The sequence below is a fragment of the Hymenobacter sp. HDW8 genome, from assembly GCF_011305775.1.
Classification (GTDB): Bacteria; Bacteroidota; Bacteroidia; order Cytophagales; family Hymenobacteraceae; genus Hymenobacter; species Hymenobacter radiodurans.
The window spans coordinates 3,985,671-4,004,402 of the sequence record NZ_CP049907.1 but is presented as its reverse complement, the minus strand read 5'-3'; the positions used below and the strand labels follow the sequence as shown (position 1 = coordinate 4,004,402).

The window sequence follows — 18,732 nt, the reverse complement described above, 5'->3', positions numbered from 1 at the left end:
CAGAAAGCTAAAAAAGCCCCCCAGCCACGGTTGGGGGCTTTTTTAGCTTTCTGAACGGGTTGTTTGTTTACCTTTCTACGTCGCTTTCAACTTCTATTTCGCCTTTTATGGCCGCTCACACTACGTATCGTCGCAATGAGAACCTGAAAACCATTCGCCCCAATTATCCTGGCAACAAGATGATTGGTAGCGAATTCTGCAACGGCGAAGTACTGTATGAGCCCAAATTCAGCAACGTAATCCGCTGGCAGCTAACCGAGAACCCGCAAAAAGCCGAGAAAAAAGCGGACACGTGGGCGCCTGCCGTTGTGCCGTGCGCCGATGCTTTCACCTCCTCCGATGACATGCTGGTGTGGCTGGGTCACGCCACCTTTCTGTGGCGGGTAGCGGGCATCACGCTGCTTTTCGACCCAGTGCTGTACTCGTCTTTGGGGCTGCGTCACCGACACGCGCTGCCTTGTCGCCCCGAAGACATCAAGGGCATTGACTACCTGCTCCTTTCCCACGGTCACCGCGACCATCTGGATGAGGCTTCTATCAAGACAATAGCCCGGCAGAACCCCAACATGCAGGTGCTCGCTCCGCTTAATATGACCAAACTATTGCGCGGCATGGCTCCTAACGTGTCAGTGCAGGAAGCGGGTTGGTGGCAGCAATATAATCTGGGGGGCAATTCTGGGCTAGAAATTACCTACTTGCCCGCCTCGCATTGGCACCGCCGCGGCCTTACAGATATGAACCACATACTTTGGGGCAGCTTTATGTTGCGCGTGGCAGACAGGCTGCTCTACTTCTGCGGCGACAGTGGCTTCGGCGACCATTTTGAGTTGATAGAAAAGCAATTTGGCCCCCTTGATGTCTGCATAATGCCTATCGGGGCCTACAAGCCATCCTTTATGATGCAGCTCAGCCACATGGACCCGCACGAGGCCGCAAAAGCCGCCAATATTCTGCGCGCTGGCCACGTTGTTCCTATGCACTACGGCACCTTCGACCTCTCCGATGAGCCTGCCTCTGAGCCCCTACGCACCCTCCAAGAAGTAGCCAACGGCCAAATGCTGCGGGGCGAGTTGCATGCCCCGGCCGTAGGCGAAATTATGCACTGGCAGGACTGGGAATAGCAGATCTGCACAAGCGGCGAAAACAGATACGACTGCGTGACTGTTGTGTGGAGCTAACGCGCACCAGCTACGGCCTAGTGAGTTGAGTGCGTCAGTAGGGCACGACCCACTATATCGTGGCCAGAATGCGGTTTTTCGCGGATTGCATTCATCTCACCGGCCCGATCTTTTTCACTCTTCTAGTACATGGCGTCACGTTCCCCCAGCTTAGCCCCTCCCCCAACTCCTTGGCAGCGCCTGACCGGCATGCTGGATTCTGAACGTAAGACTATTCGCTTTATTCTTATTTATGCCATTATCACCGGCCTGATTAGCCTTACGCTGCCGCTCGGAACCCAGGCCGTTTTCAACCTCGTCTCGACGGGCGCCATCTTTGGCTCCACGTACATTCTGATTGGCGTGGTTGTGCTGGGCTTATTGCTAGGCGGCATTCTGTTAATTGGCCAGATGACAATGGTGGAAGCTATTGAGCAGCGCTTATTTGCTAAAGCAGCCCTGGAGTTTGCGTATCGCCTGCCGCGCATTCAGCCCGAGTCCTTGAATGGTCAAAACCCACCAGAACTTGTCAACCGCTTTTTTGACATTCTGACGGTTCAAAAAGGACTAAGTAAGCTGCTGATCGACTTAATATTTGGCGCCTTTCAGATAGTCTTCGGGCTGCTCGTTCTGTCTTTTTACCACCCCATCTTTATTGCTTTTGGGCTGTTCACCATCCTGATGCTGGTGCTGATTTACGTTATGCACTACCGGCGGGCACTACGCACGAGCATTCAGGAATCGGCTCATAAGTACGAAGTGGTCGATTGGCTGGAACAGGTAGCTAGCCGGCTGCCGGAGTTTCGCCATAATAAGGAGCAGCAACGAGCGGCCATCATGCGCACCGACGAGCTGACTGCCGAGTATCTGCGCTCCCGCAACGGCCATTTCAAGGTGCTGAAATACTATTTCGGCTACGCGATTTTCCTGCGCACTATCCTCATAGGAGGGCTACTCATCGCCGGCACGCTGTTCGTGGTGTCGCGGCAAATGAGTCTAGGGCAGTTTGTAGCCGCTGAGGTCATCATTGTGCAAGTCAGCAATGCTATTGAGAAGCTGGTCACCAGTATCGGTACCATCTTCGACATGCTGACTGGCGTGGAAAAGCTTGCGGGCGTAACCGATTTACCCTTACTCGACAACGCTACGACGGAAACGCATGCTTAATGTATCCAAACAGAACATCTCCCGGAAGGCGTGGGAAGAGTTTTCTCTTACTACTCGGCAGGAACTGCTCGACCCTAAAAGCGGGCGCCGCCTGGGCCACGTCTTACTCGTTATAGGTATTGCTTTTGTAATTGTCCTGTTTCTGCCCTGGCGCCAGACCATTCAGGGTACCGGCCGCCTCACCGCCCTCACACCCCAAGACCGCCCCCAAACGGTACAGAATGCCATTGCGGGCCGCATTGAGCGCTGGGCCGTGCGCGAAGGAGAGCTTGTAAACAAGGGGGATACGTTGTTGACAATCTCCGAAATTCAGGACGAATACTTCGATCCTAACCTACCAGAGCGCCTACGCGAGCAGCTGGCTGCCAAGCGCGGCAACGTGGCCGCTAGTGCCGCCCAGATTGCTGCCTCTAACCAGCAAATCGAAGCTCTCCAAACCGGCCTGACCGTGCAGCTAGCCGCCGCTGGAAACCGGGTGCAGCAGGCTCGCAACACCGTTACCATCGACAGCGCCGATTTGGTGGCTGTCACCAACTTCTACCAGATTGCCCAAAATCGGCTGGCACGCTACGAGGAAGGGTTTAAGAATGGGCTATTTTCTCTCACTGATATTGAGACGCGGCGCTTAAAGCTTCAGGAGGATTTGGCCAAAGTGGTAGCCCAGCGCAACAAGCTGCTGAATACCCGCCAATCGTTCAGTAATTCGCGCATCGAGCTGGCGGAGATTCGAGCGAAGTACCAGGAAACATTAGCCAAGACGCAGTCCGACCGAAGCTCGGCCGTGTCTAGCCGGGCTAGCTCGGAGGGCGAAGTAGCGGCCTTGCGCAACCGCATCAGCAACGTGGAAGTGCGACGCGGGCTCTACATCGTGCGTGCTCCCCAAACCGGCTATGTTGTGCGTACGCTCAAAGCGGGCATCGGTGAAACTATTAAGCAGGGAGAATCTATTGCTACTCTCCAGCCCGAAGCCCCTGTGCTAGCGGCTGAGTTGTATGTGCGAGCCATGGATGTACCGCTCATTCAGCGGGGCCGGCAGACCAGGATACAGTTCGACGGGTGGCCCGCAATTCAATTTTCGGGCTGGCCCTCCGTGGCAGTTGGCACGTTTGGGGGCGAAGTGGCAGTAATCGACGTAGTCAGCAACACCGATGGCCGTTACCGGCTCCTCATTCGCCCCTCCCGAACGCGCCAAAAAGACCACGCTTGGCCCCAGCAGCTGCGAATTGGGTCAGGCGTATACGGTTGGGTAATTCTGGATTCGGTGCCGGTGTGGTACGAAATCTGGCGGCAGCTCAACGGGTTTCCTCCCAGCCTGCAAGCTGAGCCAAAAAACATTACACCTACTCAGGGACCACCCGACGAAATGGTAAGTTCGTCATGAGGTCTTCTACCTGTTCGAACCGAGTATATGGCTTGTTGGGGGGCTTTTTTCGGTTCCTGATTGTGCTCATCGTAGCGTGGCCCACTATTATCGTGCAAGCGGTGGCTCAGCAGTTGCCGGTCTCACAGCCACTCCCAAGCCAAAGCAAACTACTAGCTGAGCCGCAACTCGTTGATACTGCGCAAGTATTTTCGCTTCAGGACTTAGCCGAAATAGTATTTGCGCATCATCCCATTGTGAAGCAGGCGGCGCTCCTGAGTGCTAAGGCGCAGGCAGAAGTACTGGAAGCTCGCGGGGGCTTCGATCCGCAGCTGGGCGCAGGCTTCAATCGTAAGGTATTTGGCGGTACTGAATATTATAATAAATGGGCTAACGAGCTCACGGTGCCACTGTGGCCCGGCGGCATCGACCTGACAGCCGGCTACGACCGGTACGTAGGCACGTACGTCAACCCCGAAACGAAGACTCCGGTAGCGGGGCTGGCGGGAGTTGGTTTGTCGGTACCATTAGGACAAGGCTTATTGATTGATGCCCGACGCAGCACCCTGCGGCAGGCACGCATCTTGGTGACAGCCGCCGAGGCCGACCGCGTAAAGAAAATCAACGAAGTGTGGCTCCAAGTGGCCAAAGATTACTGGAGCTGGTATTACGCTTATCAGCAGGCGGCGCTCATTCAAGAAGGCCTGGATTTGGCTGAAACTCGCTTCCTGGCCATTAGCCGCAAAGTAGACCTGGGCGACGAGGCTCCTATTGATTCCGTGGAGGCCCGCATTATTGCTCAAGACCGGCTTGTAGAGGCCGAACGGTTGCAGCTGGAACTGCAAAACGCCCGTCTTGTGCTCTCCAACCATCTCTGGAACCAGAATGCGCAGCCCGTGGAGCTTCCCGACCGCGCTGTGCCACAGCCCGCTCGCCGCGACGGGGTAAGCGCTCAGGAGTTTAGCCGGCTCACCGATCAAGCGGCAAAGCAGCATCCAACGCTGATCCGATTGGGGGCCGAAATCCGGCAGCTGGGTATAGAGGAACGCTACCGGCGCGAGTTGCTGAAACCCCGCATCAACGTGAGCGGCACGCTGCTAAGCCAAGGCGACTTTTACCGCACAGAATTGCCCCCCACGTACGACTTTGGCCGCAATAATTATAAGCTGGGAGTAGACTTCGCATTTCCGCTGTTCCTGCGGCAGCAGCGCGGCCAGCTTCAGCAGGTGCGCTTTCAGGTACAGGAGACGGTGCTGGAACAGCAGCAAAGCCAGCGCACTATTCTCAACCAACTTACGGCTGCCTACAACACGCTTAGGGCCTACGAACGTCAACTCACGGTTCAGGCGCTCACTATCGCCAATCAGCGCACCCTACTACAGGCTGAGCTGGAAAAGTACGACTTGGGCGAAAGCACTATCTTCCTCATTAACAGCCGGGAAACCAAGCTAATTGACCTGCGCATCAAGCAGGAAAGTATGCGGGCTAACTATGAAAAATCGTTGGCCGAGCTATATTACTATGCCGGTACCCGCCTGACAGGCCTGGAGTAAGCTGATTATAGTTGTCGGTTGTTGGCCGTTAGATAGTAGCTTTGGTTTTCCGTAGCTTCTGGCTACCGCCCCACCTGCTGATTTTTTTAACAAACCAGCACCTGACCACCACTAACCGGCAACTCAATTTATGTCGCCCACCCTTATTCTGAGCCTGATTGCGGGCTACTTTGTCATTCTTATCGTCATTGCGCTGCTTACTTCGCGCAAAGCTACCAGTGAGAGTTTCTTCGTTGCTAACCGAAATGCCCCCTGGTATATGGTGGCCTTCGCCATGATTGGCACCTCGCTATCGGGCGTCACATTTATTTCGGTGCCGGGCATGGTGCAGTCCCAATCGTGGAGCTATATGGCGGTAGTCATGGGCTATCTGGTTGGCTACCTAGTCATTGGTTTGGTACTAATGCCGTTGTATTACCGCTTGCGACTGATGTCAATTTATGGGTATCTGGAGCAGCGCTTTGGGTTTTGGAGCTACAAGACCGGGGCGCTTTTCTTTTTGATTTCGCGGGCGGCGGGCTCGGCCTTGCGCTTGTATTTAGTGGCGGGTGTGCTCCAGCTAGCCGTGTTCGATGATATGGGCGTGCCTTTTGTGGTCACGGTGATTGTCAGCATCATGCTTATTTACCTCTACACCTTCCGTGGGGGACTAAAAACCATTCTCTGGACCGACACTTTTCAGACCCTAGCCATGCTTACCTGCGTGGGTGTGAGCATTTACTTGGTGTCGTCGGAACTGAATCTGGGTTTTGCTGACTTGGTGCGCACCGTGAAGGAGAGCGACATGTCGCAGATCTACTTCTCCGATGTCAAAGACGACAAGTTTTTCTGGAAGCAATTCGCCTCTGGTGCCTTCATCACCATCGTAATGACTGGCCTCGACCAGGATCTGATGCAGAAAAACCTGAGTTGCCGCAGCCTCGGCGACGCTCAGAAGAATATGTTCTGGTTTACGCTGGTGCTGGTTTTCGTCAATATTCTGTTCCTTACGCTGGGCGTGTTGCTTTATAAGTTTGCCGCCGTAAAGGGCATTCAATTGCCTACCAACGCCGCAGGTAAAATTATCGGCGATGACGTATTCCCGCTGCTGGCTACCGAGCACTTCACCTTGTTTGCGGGCATCATCTTCATTCTGGGTATTGTAGCCGTCACCTACGCCTCCGCCGACTCGGCCCTCACGGCGCTTACTACCTCGTTTTGCGTCGATTTCCTCTCCATTCGCCAGTACCCCGAGGCCAAGCAGACGCAGTTGCGTCAATTCACCCACCTTGGTTTCTCAGTGGTGCTCATTGTTATCATCCTGATTTTCCGGGCCATCAACGACCAGAGCCTTATCACGGCGGTGTTTAAGTTGGCGGGCTACACATATGGGCCGCTGCTGGGCTTGTTTTCCTTTGGCATCCTGACCACCCGGATGCTGCGCGAGCCGCTTGTGCTGCCGGTATGCATCGCGGCGCCGCTTCTCACCTTACTCATCAATGCCAACTCAGAGGCGTGGCTGGGGGGCTATAAGTTCGGATTTGAAATCCTGCTGCTCAACGGATTAATTACGTTCCTGGGGTTATTGGCTATTTCGCGGTCGGCGGTACCAGAAGCAGTGCCGGAGTTGAACCCTGCGCGCTAATAGTTGTTGGAAAAAGGATAGCCCGCTAACTGGTTCGTACCTTTGCCGTACGCACCTAGTTGGGGCAATTTGCCCCCAAGTCTGGTTTATCCCTTTCGCCACGTGAAAACATTTCTTCTTCTGTTGCTGCTTGTGAGTTTGCCGGCTGTCGTATGGGCGCAGCAGACTACCAAAGCTCCCGTCGTGTTAAAGCCTGGCCAAATGCAGGCGCAGGCCAAACCCGCCGCCAATCGGCCCGATGTACCCCCGCAGTTTCCGGGTGGCGCACAGGCAATGAATGATTTTTTTCAGAAGCAGGTAAAGTATCCGGCCGTCGCGCGCGACAAGTCTATTACGGGCAACGTGGTAACGACTTTTACCGTGGAGGCAGATGGGCGCGTCAGCAACCCCGCGGTTATTACCGGCCTGTCACCGGAGTGCGACGCCGAAGCGCTGCGCGTGCTTTCGCAGATGCCGGCGTGGAAGCCAGCAACCCGCAAAGGGCAGCCGGTAGCCGTGCAGGTGCGCTTGCCCGTGCCATTTGGCAATTCATCGATTATTGAAGTGGAGAAGCCGAAAGGCAAAATGAAATACGAATAAGTAGCGAAGATCAAGACATGAGTATAGGCAGATAAGAAGCAAGGTTTGGTTGTACGGCATTGCCATCATTGGCCTGCACCTTAGCCTCGCTTCCTCTACTTACTTTTAATATAAAGAATGGCCAGAAGTGGAATGAACACCAGCGGCACGACCCTTGATCCGGACGTGCCTAAGAAGAAATTAACCAAGGAAAGCTTCAAACAAGGTTTGCGGATTTTCCGCTATGTACTGCCCTACCGCACCAAATTCATCGTGGGGATGGTGCTGCTGGCTCTGTCCAGCGCCACAGTGATGGCCTTTCCTTGGGTTATTGGCAAATTAACCGACGCAGCTAATGGTCGGCCGTTTGTGATGCCGAATGGCGGCGCGCTTACCATTGATACTATCGCGGTGGGCCTGTTTGTGATCATTCTGTTCCAGGGCATTTTCTCCTTTGGGCGGATCTGGTTTTTCACGCAGGTAAGTGAGTTTACGGTGCGTGACATTCGGCAGGCCCTGTACCGGAAGTTCGTAACGCTGCCCATTCCCTACTTCGAGAAAAACCGCGTCGGCGCCATCACCTCGCGCATCACTTCCGATGTCGGCCAGATTCAGGACACCTTCTCACTCACGCTGGCTGAGCTTTTTCGCCAAATTACGACGCTGGTGGTGGGCACCGTTTTTATCATGATGGTATCGGTGAAACTGTCGCTGTTTATGCTGGCGACGTTTCCGCCTATCGTGCTGTTGGCCATGTTTTTTGGGCGAAAAATCCGAGTGTTAGCCAAGGCAACCCAGGATGAGCTGGCCAAAACCAACGTTATCGTTGAAGAAACTCTACAGGGAATCAATACGGTGAAGGCGTTTACCAACGAGCAGTTCGAAACCAACCGCTACACCGCTTCGCTTACCAATACCGTAAGAGCAGCCTTACGCAGCAACCGCTACCGGGGCGGCTTTGTGTCGTTTGTGATTGTTGGGCTGTTCGGGGGCATTATTCTGGTGCTGTGGCGGGCGGCCACGCTGGTAGCAGCGGGTCAGATGACTATTGGTGATCTAACATCATTTGCGCTTTACACAATCTTCATTGGTGCCTCGGTAGGTGGTCTTGGTGAGCTTTACGGCAAAGTTCAAACGACGCTGGGTGCCTCGGAGCGTATCCTCGAAATCCTCGATGAGCCGTCGGAGCCGACGCACCGCCCCCGCATGGCGGGTATTGCTCCTTTGCAAGTTCGCGGGGACATCGATTATCAAAACGTAGCATTCAGCTACCCTACCCGCCCCGATCTGCCAGTGCTTAAGGATATCAGCTTTGATATTCAAGCCGGCGAAAAGATTGCCTTGGTGGGTCCTAGCGGCGCGGGCAAAAGCACCATCGTACAGTTGCTCATGCAGTTTTATGAGTTGAGCGCGGGCAAAATCCTGATCGATGGCCGCGATGTGCGCCTGTTCGACCTGACGGAGCTACGTGGTCATATCGGCATTGTTCCCCAGGAAACTTTACTTTTCGGCGGCTCTATTCGGGAGAACATCGCCTATGGCAAAACCGACGCTACCGACGCCGAAATCACGGAAGCAGCGCGCAAGGCCAACGCTTGGCAATTCATCTCCTCCTTCCCCGAAGGCCTAGATACGGTGGTGGGCGAGCGGGGTATCAAACTCTCGGGCGGACAGCGCCAGCGCGTCGCTATTGCCCGCGCCATCCTGAAAAACCCCGCCATCCTCATCCTCGACGAAGCTACTTCTTCCCTCGATTCGGAGTCGGAAAAGCTGGTGCAGGATGCGATGGATGAGTTGATGAAAAACCGTACCAGCATTATCATCGCTCACCGCCTCAGCACCATCCGCAAAGTGGACAAGATTCTGGTTATTGATGGCGGCCGCATTGTGGAGCAAGGCCGGCACGAGGAGCTCTCAAACAGCGAGAATGGGCTGTACGCAAACCTGTTGAAGCTACAGTTCGAGCTGTCGTAGACTTATTGAAACACATACAAGGGGGTCATGTTGCATAGTGCGCAGCATGACCGCCTTTTTCAGTTTAGACTTAATATGTTTGCTGTTCGTGCCTATCGTGCAGTTTGCCTACTTTTACTGCGTTCAAACACCCATCAATTCCCTCCAATGACTAATTTTTTCAAGACTACAAGCGCCGCTCTAGCTCTTAGCGCTCTGTTGCTAGTCGGCAGTGCCGAAGCTCAAATCAACACGCCCCAGCCAAGCCCGCTCAGCACCGTTACGCAGCGCGTGGGCCTGACGGATATTACGATTACCTATTCGCGCCCCAGCGCGAAAGGCCGCACTGTAGCCGGCAACCTTATTCCGATGGGCAAGCGCTGGCGCACGGGTGCCAATGCTACCACCAAAATCAAGTTTTCGGACGAGGTAATTCTGGAAGGCAAAAAGGTGCCAGCGGGCGAATATGGCTTGTACACCATTCCTAACAAGGATAAGTGGACGGTCGTATTGAGCAAGAACACCAAGCAAGGTGCCAACGTGGACGGTTTCAAGGACGAGGAAAACGTAGCTTCCATCTCAGCTAAGACGTACAACCTAGCCAACAAGGTGGAAACCTTTACGATGAACTTCAGCGACCTTACCCCTGCTACTGCCAACGTGGATATGCAGTGGGAAAATATCGGCGCTAAGTTTCGCATCACGACAGAAGTTGACGCCAAGGTGATGGCTCAGATCAACGAGAAAGTAGTCAACGGAGCCGCCACCGCTACTCCTGCCGATTACGCCGCTGCCGCCGTGTACTACCTCGACAACGACAAGGACATGAAGCAGGCGTTGGCTTGGATGCAGAAAGCCAACGAGAAAGATCCTAAGTTCTGGAACGTACACACAGAGGCCAAAATCCGCATGAAAATGAAGGATTACAAAGGCGCTACCACTGCCGCTGAGCAGTCGAAGAAACTAGCTACCGAAGCCAAGAACGACGACTACGTGAAGATGAACGACGAGCTGATCACTAGCGCCAAGAAAGGCGGCGCTACAAAATAGTTTCGCCTTTTTAATTCAAAAAAGCCCCCCAGCCTAGGCTGGGGGCTTTTTTATTACTAGGATGGCTGTTACACTCGGGGTAGGTACTGTTACCTACCTACCTGAGGGCCTCTGGGCAGCACTTGCTGGCCTATAGTTGCCAGCAACATTACCAGGGCGCACCCAATGATATTATACCACAGATAGGCAATGGTTGTGGTCTGAAAGAGGAAGAATGTTACTGCTTGTGTAACTACAGCGGCCCAGAAAACGGCGTTTCCCCCAATTTTCTTCATGAAAAAGGCCACCACGAAAATGCCCAGAATAGTGCCGTAAAACAGGGAGCCCAAGATGTTAACCGCCTGAATTAGGTTTTCCAAGCGGGCGGCATACAGAGCGAAGGCAATGCCCAGCACACCCCACGTAATAGTGGCCCAACGCGAAACGCCTACGTAGTGCCGCTCATCGGAGCGAGGACGGGCAGGCTTATACAAGTCGATGACGGTGGTGGAGGCCAGAGCATTGAGGCCAGCGGCAGCACTGCTCATGGCCGCACTCAGCACCACCGCAATCAGCAGGCCCACTAAGCCGCGAGGCATATACTGAAGCACGAAGGTGAGAAAAACGTAATCGGTGTCTTTGGCCTCCACTAAAGGAGCGGCCTTCTTGAAAAATCTCTTTGTCTCGGCGCGCAACTCCTGAATGGCTGTTTGAGCGGTTTCTAACTGGGTTTGGGCCGCAGCCAATTGGCCTGCATTATCCTGTTGCAGTGCCGCCACTACTTGCTCAGTGGCGGCGCGCTTTCCTTCAAAAAGCGACGCGTGGCGCTGCTCCAACGCCTGAAGTTGAGGGGCAAATTCGGCTTGCCTAGCTATTTGCTCGCGAACGGGTCGGTTAAAGGTGAGGGGCGGCTGATTGAACTGATAAAACACGAACAGCAGAACGCCAATCAGCAAAATCCCGAACTGCATAGGTACTTTCACCAGGCCATTCATCAGCAAACCCAAGCGGCTTTCGGTAATGCTGCGGCCCGCCAAGTAGCGCTGCACCTGGCTCTGATCAGTGCCGAAGTACGACAAAGCCAGAAAAAGTCCCCCAGTCATGCCCGTCCAGAAATTATAGCGGTCGGTGAGGTCAAACGTGAAATCGATGAGGTTGAGCTTACCTTGGTTTCCCGCTACCTGCATGGCTTCACTAAAACCCACATTGAGGGGCAAATAATGCACCAGCAGGTAGCCCGCTACCACCATACCCGTGAAAATAACGGCCACCTGGCCTTGCTGCGTAACGGCTACCGCACGAGTGCCGCCCGCTACGGTGTAGCTGATCATGAGTCCTCCAATCAGCCAAACGGTGAGGTTGATATTCCAGCCCAGAATAGCCGACAGCACAAGCGCCGGCGCGTACAGTGACAAACCGTTGCTCAGGCCGCGCTGCACCAGAAACAAGCCAGCCGCCAGCGTCCGGGTGCGCCGGTCGAAGCGCGTTTCGAGGTATTCGTAGGCCGTAAAAACCCGCAGGCGGTGATAAATAGGCACGGCCACAGCTGCAATGAGCACCATGGCCACCGGCAACCCAAAGTAGAACTGAATAAAGCGCATCCCGTCATCGTACGCCTGCCCCGGCGTACTCAGAAAGGTGATGGCGCTGGCTTGGGTGGCAATAATACTGAGCCCTATCCCCCACCAGTTGGCCTGGCGCCCGCCTAATAAGTAGCCGTCGAGGGTGCGGCCGGCAGTACGCGTGCGCCACGTACCATAGCCTACAATAAACAGCAGCGTGCCCCCGAGTACCAGCCAATCGAGTGCACTCACGCGAACCAGTAAGTTAAAAGCGTGAACCCGACCAGTTCAACTACTAAGGCGATTATAACCAACGTATACCAGCCGCGCCATGCATCAAAAAGCGGCGGTTTGTTTGTATCAATGAGCAGTGGGGCGGACGATTCAGGGGTGGGGGCATTTCTACTGGTGAAACGATGGGCGGGGAACAGTAAGGAGCGAGCGGGCAGCGGAAGGTTGCTTTCGGGTAAAGAAAATGGTTGGAGCCGCTTACTTACCCAACGAAATCATATTCGTGAGCAAGCGGTAAGCACCGGGTACGCCGGCCGGCAGTTCTCTGAAAAACGACAACCCCGTATAGATATAGTGGCCCTTGCCATAGTCAGCAACCAGAATAGCGCCGTCCTTGGGCGACTCGCCGGGGTCGTTGCTGCTGATAATAGGTTGATACTTCGCGTCCCACTGGCTCGGGTAATATAAGCCCTGCTCCTGCACCCAACCCTGAAAGTCGCGGCTGGTAATTTTGTTTGGCGTATTAAGTAGCGGGTGCTGAGGCTTCAGGAAGCGTACTTCCGCATTTTCAACTGTTACGCGTTCGTTGGACAACTTGAATGGATATGGCCCAATTTCGGGCAATACGGTACCCCGATTCACAGTGTATTGCACAATGAGGTTGCCGCCGTTCTGCACATATTCCAAGAGCACAGTTTGCAAAAACCGCAGTCGATCCACCGTATTATAGGCACGCACGCCCAACAATACGGCATCAAAGCGGCGCAGATTTTCGGCCGTCAGGTCCGATTCTTTGAGCATCGTAACCTGATACCCAATCTGACGCAACGCATCTGGCACCTCGTCGCCGGCGCCCATCAGGTAGCCAATCTCGTTGCCTTTACGCTTGAGGTCGAGCTTAATAAGTGGCGCCGCAGCCTCCGGGAAAAGGGTTTGGGTAGGAATATGCGTATACACAATCGGCTGATAACCGCGAGCGTAGGTCTGCCCATCCACGGTAGCTACGGCCCGAAGCTGACCCGCACTTTCGGTAGTACCAGTCGGCCGCACCCGAAACTCCAGTGTTTGCTCTTGCTCCTTGTTTTGCAGGGTAAACGGTAATGAAGCAGGCTCAGATACCCAGCCGGGGGGCAAATTCAGAGCGACGGTGCCGCGCACTCCGGGCCGCCCAGCTTTCACCGTAACAGGCACCAGCTTCGGCTGATTTTCAGCAAAGACATACGCTTTGCCGCCAATGTTTACTGCCACGGGCGGCACCACCGTCAGCGGCCAATACAGCTCGCCTTCCACCGGATCGGTGCGCTTGTACTGCACAGGCACGCTATAGAAAATGGGCGTGCCGGCAACGTTCAGCAAGCAACCAACATAGGCACTGGCCGGATTTTCGGGTGTACCAATAAGGTTTTGCCGATTGATCAGCAGGGCAGCAGGTTCTTTTTGCCCCCCAACGGGTACTAGGCGCTGACCAGTTACGGGCCCGAGCAAGGCTGAAGAACCGCTCTCGGCTACCAGCAGCTTTTCCGGCACCGCATACATTCCCACCGTACCGGGCAAGCGCAACCAATAGGGCTGCGATGCCTCTACCTGCGAGCTAATCTGGAAGCGCAGCCGCACCCGGTTTAGTTCGTTCATCGCCAGAGGCTTATTTAACGTAGTATCGCGCTGATATGCTATCAACCCAGTTCCAACCCATGTAACGGGTACAGCAGAGCGATTTATAGCTTCTACCGTCACAGCAACGGGCTGGCCTGGCGCGGTGGTAGCCTCAGCAGCCGTAGCCTCCAGGTATACTCCCAGACAAGCTTTTATCAGTTGCTCTACCTGCTCCTGTTTTTCCTTTTTCCAAAATCCATCATCTGGCGCCTTTAGTAAGGCTTCACGCACTTTCAACAAGCTGGCTACGCTGGCGGCCGGATTAGCAGGGTCAAATTCTTTTATGGTCTGGCTTACCAGCTTGCCCACTGGCGCACCACCTTTTATGCGGTTCCAGCTCAGATCAACGCCTTCCAGAAAATCTTTCTGGGCCTTCTCCCCTTTCAACGGTTCCAGGTATTCAATAGCCTCTCCACGCGTGGCGGCCGAGCCAAAGCCCTGGCTTTTGTGCTGAGAGCGGCTAGTAGCCGCAATTTCGCCATAGCTTTTGCCTAGCAGCGCATTGTAGCTGCCCGCATCCACGACAATCTTACCGGTAGCATCGAATTTTTGGCCCTGTTGCAGAAAGAAGGAAGACGTATTCCAGAATAGCCGTTTCGGTTGCCAGGCCTGCACATACTGCAACTGCTCCGGAAAGCGCTTGGGGTCGCCAGCCGCATCAAAGGCATCAAGAGCGAGTTGGGCGCTGGCGGTATGGTGACCATGCGTGCCGCTGGGCTGGGGCGAAAAGCGTGTAATCAGTACATCTGGGCGGCGCTGCCGAATAACCCAAACCATATCAGCCAGTACTTGCTCCCGGTCCCAAATGGTAAACGTTTCTTCAGGAGTTTTGGAGAAGCCAAAATCGTTGGCACGGGTAAAAAACTGTCGGCCTCCATCGGTGCGGCGGGCCGCCAGCAACTCCTGCGTCCGAATGACACCTAGCCCCTCCCGAATCTCCGGCCCTACTAAATTTTGCCCCCCATCGCCACGCGTACAACTCAGGTAACCCGTTTCGAGCAATCGTCCATTGGCGAGGTAAGCAATCAGCCGGGTATTCTCATCATCGGGGTGAGCAGCGACGTAGAGCGCCGAGCCTAGCACGTTCAATTTGCGCAAGCCCAAAGCAATGTCGGCAGCTGAATATGACTTAGGAGTTTGTGCTGAAGCCAGTAGCGGCAAGAAAAGCAGAAGCAGCGCAGCGCGCGAAAAAATGACAGTCATTTGGTGGCAGTTAGCAGCAGGAAGCCAAAGGTAGTTGATAAATGAAGGCAGGAGAAATACACAATCTAGACTACCTACAATCCTCTCGTTAAGATTATATAACCTCTTATAAATAGCACTTTACTTACATTTACTAATTTTAAAGACAATAATTATACAAAATAATATAACTTCTTACCTACATTTGCCCGTATCAGGACTTTAAAAACAATTCTGCCTATATGAAATCTTTACATATTGCACTAACGGCTTTGGGGGCCGTTTTTCTCTCGCTCGGCGCGCCGCAGGGAGCCCATGCGCAGTTCCGCACCCCAGTTATTGATGGTGCTTCAAGTCTTGCCGAATACGGCAACCAATATGCAAGTCCAAATAACAACGACCCTAATTTGCTTTGGCGGGTCACTTGGGATGACACTAATTTGTATGTAGCCATCGAAGATGCCAATCTTCAGGAAGGTACTGCCATTTATATAGATCTTGACCCTCAGTTACCAGTCAACACACTAGGCGGCAACGTACAAAAAGGGTTTAATAACTATCTGAATACCAACGGCAATTTACCCATTCAAGCAGATCTCGTTATTTACGCGGAGAAATTCTACCGTGAATACCGTTTTTTTAACAAGGAAACCAACACATGGGGTCCGAAACAGGAATGGGCACTTACAGGAAGCGAAGCCTTTGGCCAGTATGCTGATAACGGTGGCGCCGACGGTGAGCGGTGGAGTTCACAAAATCCAGATAGGAATTTCCCAGGTACAGTGAAGGAATTTGCTCTGCCATGGGCCAGAATTGGGGCTTTAACGGCCACAGGTGAACGTAAGCGCCCAGAGAACTTCAACTGGTTTGGTCAAATTCACTATGCTTATGATCCAATCAGTCAAGATGATCCAGACACTGAGGAACAAGAGCCAAATATTCCTAATCCCAACGCAGGCGGTATCTATGGTCAAGTACCAATAGAAAACGAAAGAGGTGACCGCGCTAACGGTGCTCTGTACCGAGACTTTAACTGGTCATATTACTTCACTGTTCTTAATACATCAACTGGTTCGGACAACAGTGCTTTTGGTCCCCGCCTAGGTCCAGATAACAGTTTCCTGTCCAGTTATTCGCACACTGGTGGCAGTATACCCAACTTCGGCAGCATTCGGGCTTATGATTTCACGCTGAATACATCAGGAGTCACTATTACCCGCACAGACGCCGTTGTTACCCCTCCTAATACCGTAGAGTGGAATATCTTGGGCAATTTGGTTGTAGGTGCTGGTAGCACTCTGAATTTTAACCCTTCAACTGCTCCCCTCAATCTCTCCGGCGATCTGATAATTGATCCATCAGGGTCATTTACTTTCCAGAACGCTACTGCTGGCCGTTTCAGGGCGGGTGGCGATATAATCTTTACAAACTCCACTTCGTTCCAAACTAACGCCGAAGTAATCCTAACGGGTACCACTAATCAAACTATCACAGGCGGTACTTACCGGGCGCTGGTTGTTGAGGGCTCGGGTATTAAGACCTTAACCAGTAACACTACCATCACATCCTCTTTAGCTGTTAATGCCGGGACGCTTGCTACGGTTGCTAATACTGTAACCCTAGGTAATGGAGCTACTTTCTCGGAAAATGGCGGCTATTTGTTAGGTAGAATATCTGCCTCAACGCCTACGTCCGGATCTCCCTTAGCAGCCCAGGGAGGTACATATGCTTTCGGAGGTATCGGTTTGTCACTTACAATACGCGGTAATGATCCTCTACTTAGTGCAAATGTCCTGCGTATAACTGGTGGTCGAGGACTTCTTGCGGCAGGCACGCCGGGCAACGCTCTTCAGACTATTTCTCGGCGCTTTTTAGTTAATGCAATTCCTGCGTCGGGCAATACCAATACAAACAGACCTCTAGATGTTGCGCTAGCGTTCAACTATCGTATTGAAAACCCAAATGAATTAAATGGCAACAATGAGGCATCATTATCCCTTTATTCAACTAACTCAACTGATCCAACTGTAGGGCCTTATACTTTAGTTAACACCATTGGCAACAACCCTCCTCCTTCACGCAACTTAACAACCCACACGCTGACCTTTCAAGGCCCGTTGCGGTTAGATAATACTTATTTCTCCTTAGCTGATGGCACTGCTCCCCTACCAGTCGAGCTAATCAGCTTCACCGGCAAAGCCGAAAACAACGCTGTCCGTCTAACTTGGGCTACGGCTTCGGAGAAGCAGAATAAAGGTTTCGAAATCGAGCGTCGCACTGACCAGAGTGAGTGGCAGACCTTAGGATTTGTGGCCGGCAATGGCACGACCAACCAGCGAAACAACTATACCTATGTTGACCGTTTAGCAGTAGCGGGTAACAACTACTACCGCCTGCGCCAGATTGACGTGGATGGCAAGTCAGTATATACTCAGCCCGTAACGGTACAGCTTCGTAGGGCTGGCCCGGTGGCTTTCTCCGTAAGCCCCGTGCCTACTACCGATGTCTTGACCCTCAATGGGTTAGGAGCCGGTAAACATGTAGCGGAGATCTACAATGCCCGCGGGCAGCGAGTGTTGAGTCAAGAATTTAAGGATTCGACTCCCACCACGCTCTCCGTGCGGACGTTGCCCGTGGGCGTATATATGGTGCGCGTGCTCGGGCCCAACCGCAGCACCCACACTGCTCGCTTCATCAAGCAATAAGTAGTTCCTCCCCTTCCCATAGCTTCGGCGCAGTGGCTTCCACTGCGCCGAAGCTTTTTTATGGAACCTGTATCCTGAATGAACGGCGCATTTGTCGGACTTCTTACCTTCGCCGCATGGCTACTACTCTGCATCTCCAAGACCTCTATATTTATCCAATTAAGTCGCTGGGGGGCATTCGTGTGCAGGAAGCCACTGTTGAAGCCCGCGGCTTGCGCTACGACCGTCGCTGGCTGATCGTAAATGAGCGAAACCAGTTTATGACGCAGCGCCAGACCGCCGAAATGGCCTTGCTACAAGTAGCACCGGCGCACAATGGCTTTCTTGTTACTCACCGCACCCGCCCTGATTTATTGCCCTTATTTGTGCCCTTTGACGCCACGCCTGAGCGCAGCTTATTCGTGACCATATGGGACGACTTTGTATTTGCGTGGCGCGGAGAGGTTGCCGCCGATCAGTGGCTTTCGGAAGCGCTTGGATGCACCTGTCGGTTAGTGCACATGTCGGATATGGCCATGCGCCCCGTCGATCCAGCCTTAAATTCAGCCGACGCAGTGGTGAGTTTCGCTGATGCTTACCCATTCTTACTTATCGGCCAAGGTTCGCTGGACGAGTTGAATAGTCGTCTCGCTTATCCGGTACCGATGAATCAATTTCGGCCTAATCTTGTATTCAGCGGCGGCTCGGCCCATGCTGAAGACGCATGGCATGAGTTCCAAATAGGCGAACTACGCTTCAAAGCCGTCGAAGCCTGCGGCCGTTGCGTAGTTACAACAATTGACCAGATAAGTGGGCGCAAAAACCCTGAAACACTGCGCACGCTGGCCTCTTACCGCACCCTGGGGGGCAAAGTTATGTTTGGTCAAAACGTAACAGGACCGGGCTATGGCCAACTGCAGATTGGTGACGCCCTGACGGTGGTCAGCTACAAATAGACAATCGATTTCTTACCTGTCTTCAGCCTTGGTCTAACTTCGGATCAAGGACAAGAATCTGCG

12 protein-coding genes are annotated in these 18,732 nt (G+C 53.5%); 10 read left to right on the top strand and 2 right to left on the bottom strand.

Features of this window, described 5'->3' with window-relative positions; all coding sequences use genetic code 11:
- The first annotated feature begins 107 nt into the window (after positions 1–107).
- From G7064_RS17130 to G7064_RS17095, 8 genes are all read left to right on the top strand, one after another.
- Positions 108–1,121, top strand: coding sequence for an MBL fold metallo-hydrolase (locus tag G7064_RS17130; RefSeq protein WP_166074538.1), 1,014 nt, complete (start codon positions 108–110; stop codon positions 1,119–1,121).
- A gap of 186 nt (positions 1,122–1,307) precedes the next feature.
- A complete protein-coding gene (locus G7064_RS17125; RefSeq protein WP_166074537.1) occupies positions 1,308–2,324 on the top strand; it encodes an ABC transporter ATP-binding protein in 1,017 nt (338 codons plus the stop codon).
- A complete protein-coding gene (locus G7064_RS17120; protein ID WP_166074536.1) occupies positions 2,317–3,705 on the top strand; it encodes an HlyD family secretion protein in 1,389 nt (462 codons plus the stop codon). Before G7064_RS17125 ends, G7064_RS17120 begins: the two co-directional genes overlap by 8 nt.
- Entirely contained in the window at positions 3,702–5,237 is a 1,536-nt protein-coding gene (locus tag G7064_RS17115; RefSeq protein ID WP_166074535.1) for a TolC family protein, read from the top strand. The genes G7064_RS17120 and G7064_RS17115 overlap by 4 nt, the downstream gene beginning before the upstream one ends.
- 130 nt (positions 5,238–5,367) lie before the next feature.
- Positions 5,368–6,861, top strand: a complete 1,494-nt coding sequence (locus tag G7064_RS17110) for a sodium:solute symporter (protein WP_133273697.1) — start codon at positions 5,368–5,370, stop codon at positions 6,859–6,861.
- 102 nt (positions 6,862–6,963) lie between these two features.
- Positions 6,964–7,440 carry an energy transducer TonB gene (locus G7064_RS17105; RefSeq protein WP_166074534.1) on the top strand — a complete coding sequence of 159 codons (477 nt, stop codon included), beginning with the start codon at positions 6,964–6,966 and terminating at the stop codon, positions 7,438–7,440.
- A 117-nt stretch (positions 7,441–7,557) separates the two neighbouring features.
- A complete protein-coding gene (locus G7064_RS17100) occupies positions 7,558–9,393 on the top strand; it encodes an ABC transporter ATP-binding protein (protein ID WP_166074533.1) in 1,836 nt (611 codons plus the stop codon).
- A gap of 147 nt (positions 9,394–9,540) precedes the next feature.
- Positions 9,541–10,422 (top strand): DUF2911 domain-containing protein, encoded by an 882-nt coding sequence (locus tag G7064_RS17095; RefSeq protein WP_133273699.1) that lies wholly within the window; start codon positions 9,541–9,543, stop codon positions 10,420–10,422.
- Between the two features lie 89 nt (positions 10,423–10,511).
- Here G7064_RS17095 and G7064_RS17090 read toward each other — a convergent pair whose 3' ends face one another.
- Positions 10,512–12,215, bottom strand: coding sequence for a sodium:solute symporter family transporter (locus G7064_RS17090; RefSeq protein WP_166074532.1), 1,704 nt, complete (start codon positions 12,213–12,215; stop codon positions 10,512–10,514).
- Between the two features lie 237 nt (positions 12,216–12,452).
- Entirely contained in the window at positions 12,453–15,050 is a 2,598-nt protein-coding gene (locus tag G7064_RS17085; RefSeq protein ID WP_166074531.1) for a PIG-L family deacetylase, read from the bottom strand.
- Positions 15,051–15,271: 221 nt separating this feature from the next.
- Between G7064_RS17085 and G7064_RS17080 the strand changes: the two genes are divergently transcribed.
- Positions 15,272–17,734: a T9SS type A sorting domain-containing protein gene (locus G7064_RS17080; RefSeq protein WP_166074530.1), complete on the top strand. Its 2,463-nt coding sequence runs from the start codon at positions 15,272–15,274 to the stop codon at positions 17,732–17,734.
- 116 nt (positions 17,735–17,850) lie between these two features.
- Positions 17,851–18,669, top strand: a complete 819-nt coding sequence (locus G7064_RS17075; protein ID WP_166074528.1) for an MOSC domain-containing protein — start codon at positions 17,851–17,853, stop codon at positions 18,667–18,669.
- Positions 18,670–18,732: the final 63 nt, after the last annotated feature.

Excerpts from the sequence above, each read along its gene's own strand:
- G7064_RS17130 (WP_166074538.1), top strand. The coding sequence starts at position 108 with ATGGCCGCTCACACTACGTATCGTCGCAATGAGAACCTGAAAACCATT.
- G7064_RS17125 (WP_166074537.1), top strand. The coding sequence starts at position 1,308 with ATGGCGTCACGTTCCCCCAGCTTAGCCCCTCCCCCAACTCCTTGGCAG.
- G7064_RS17120 (WP_166074536.1), top strand. The coding sequence starts at position 2,317 with ATGCTTAATGTATCCAAACAGAACATCTCCCGGAAGGCGTGGGAAGAG.
- G7064_RS17115 (WP_166074535.1), top strand. The coding sequence starts at position 3,702 with ATGAGGTCTTCTACCTGTTCGAACCGAGTATATGGCTTGTTGGGGGGC.
- G7064_RS17110 (WP_133273697.1), top strand. The coding sequence starts at position 5,368 with ATGTCGCCCACCCTTATTCTGAGCCTGATTGCGGGCTACTTTGTCATT.
- G7064_RS17100 (WP_166074533.1), top strand. The coding sequence starts at position 7,558 with ATGGCCAGAAGTGGAATGAACACCAGCGGCACGACCCTTGATCCGGAC.
- G7064_RS17095 (WP_133273699.1), top strand. The coding sequence starts at position 9,541 with ATGACTAATTTTTTCAAGACTACAAGCGCCGCTCTAGCTCTTAGCGCT.
- G7064_RS17085 (WP_166074531.1), bottom strand. The coding sequence starts at position 15,050 with ATGACTGTCATTTTTTCGCGCGCTGCGCTGCTTCTGCTTTTCTTGCCG.
- G7064_RS17080 (WP_166074530.1), top strand. The coding sequence starts at position 15,272 with ATGAAATCTTTACATATTGCACTAACGGCTTTGGGGGCCGTTTTTCTC.
- G7064_RS17075 (WP_166074528.1), top strand. The coding sequence starts at position 17,851 with ATGGCTACTACTCTGCATCTCCAAGACCTCTATATTTATCCAATTAAG.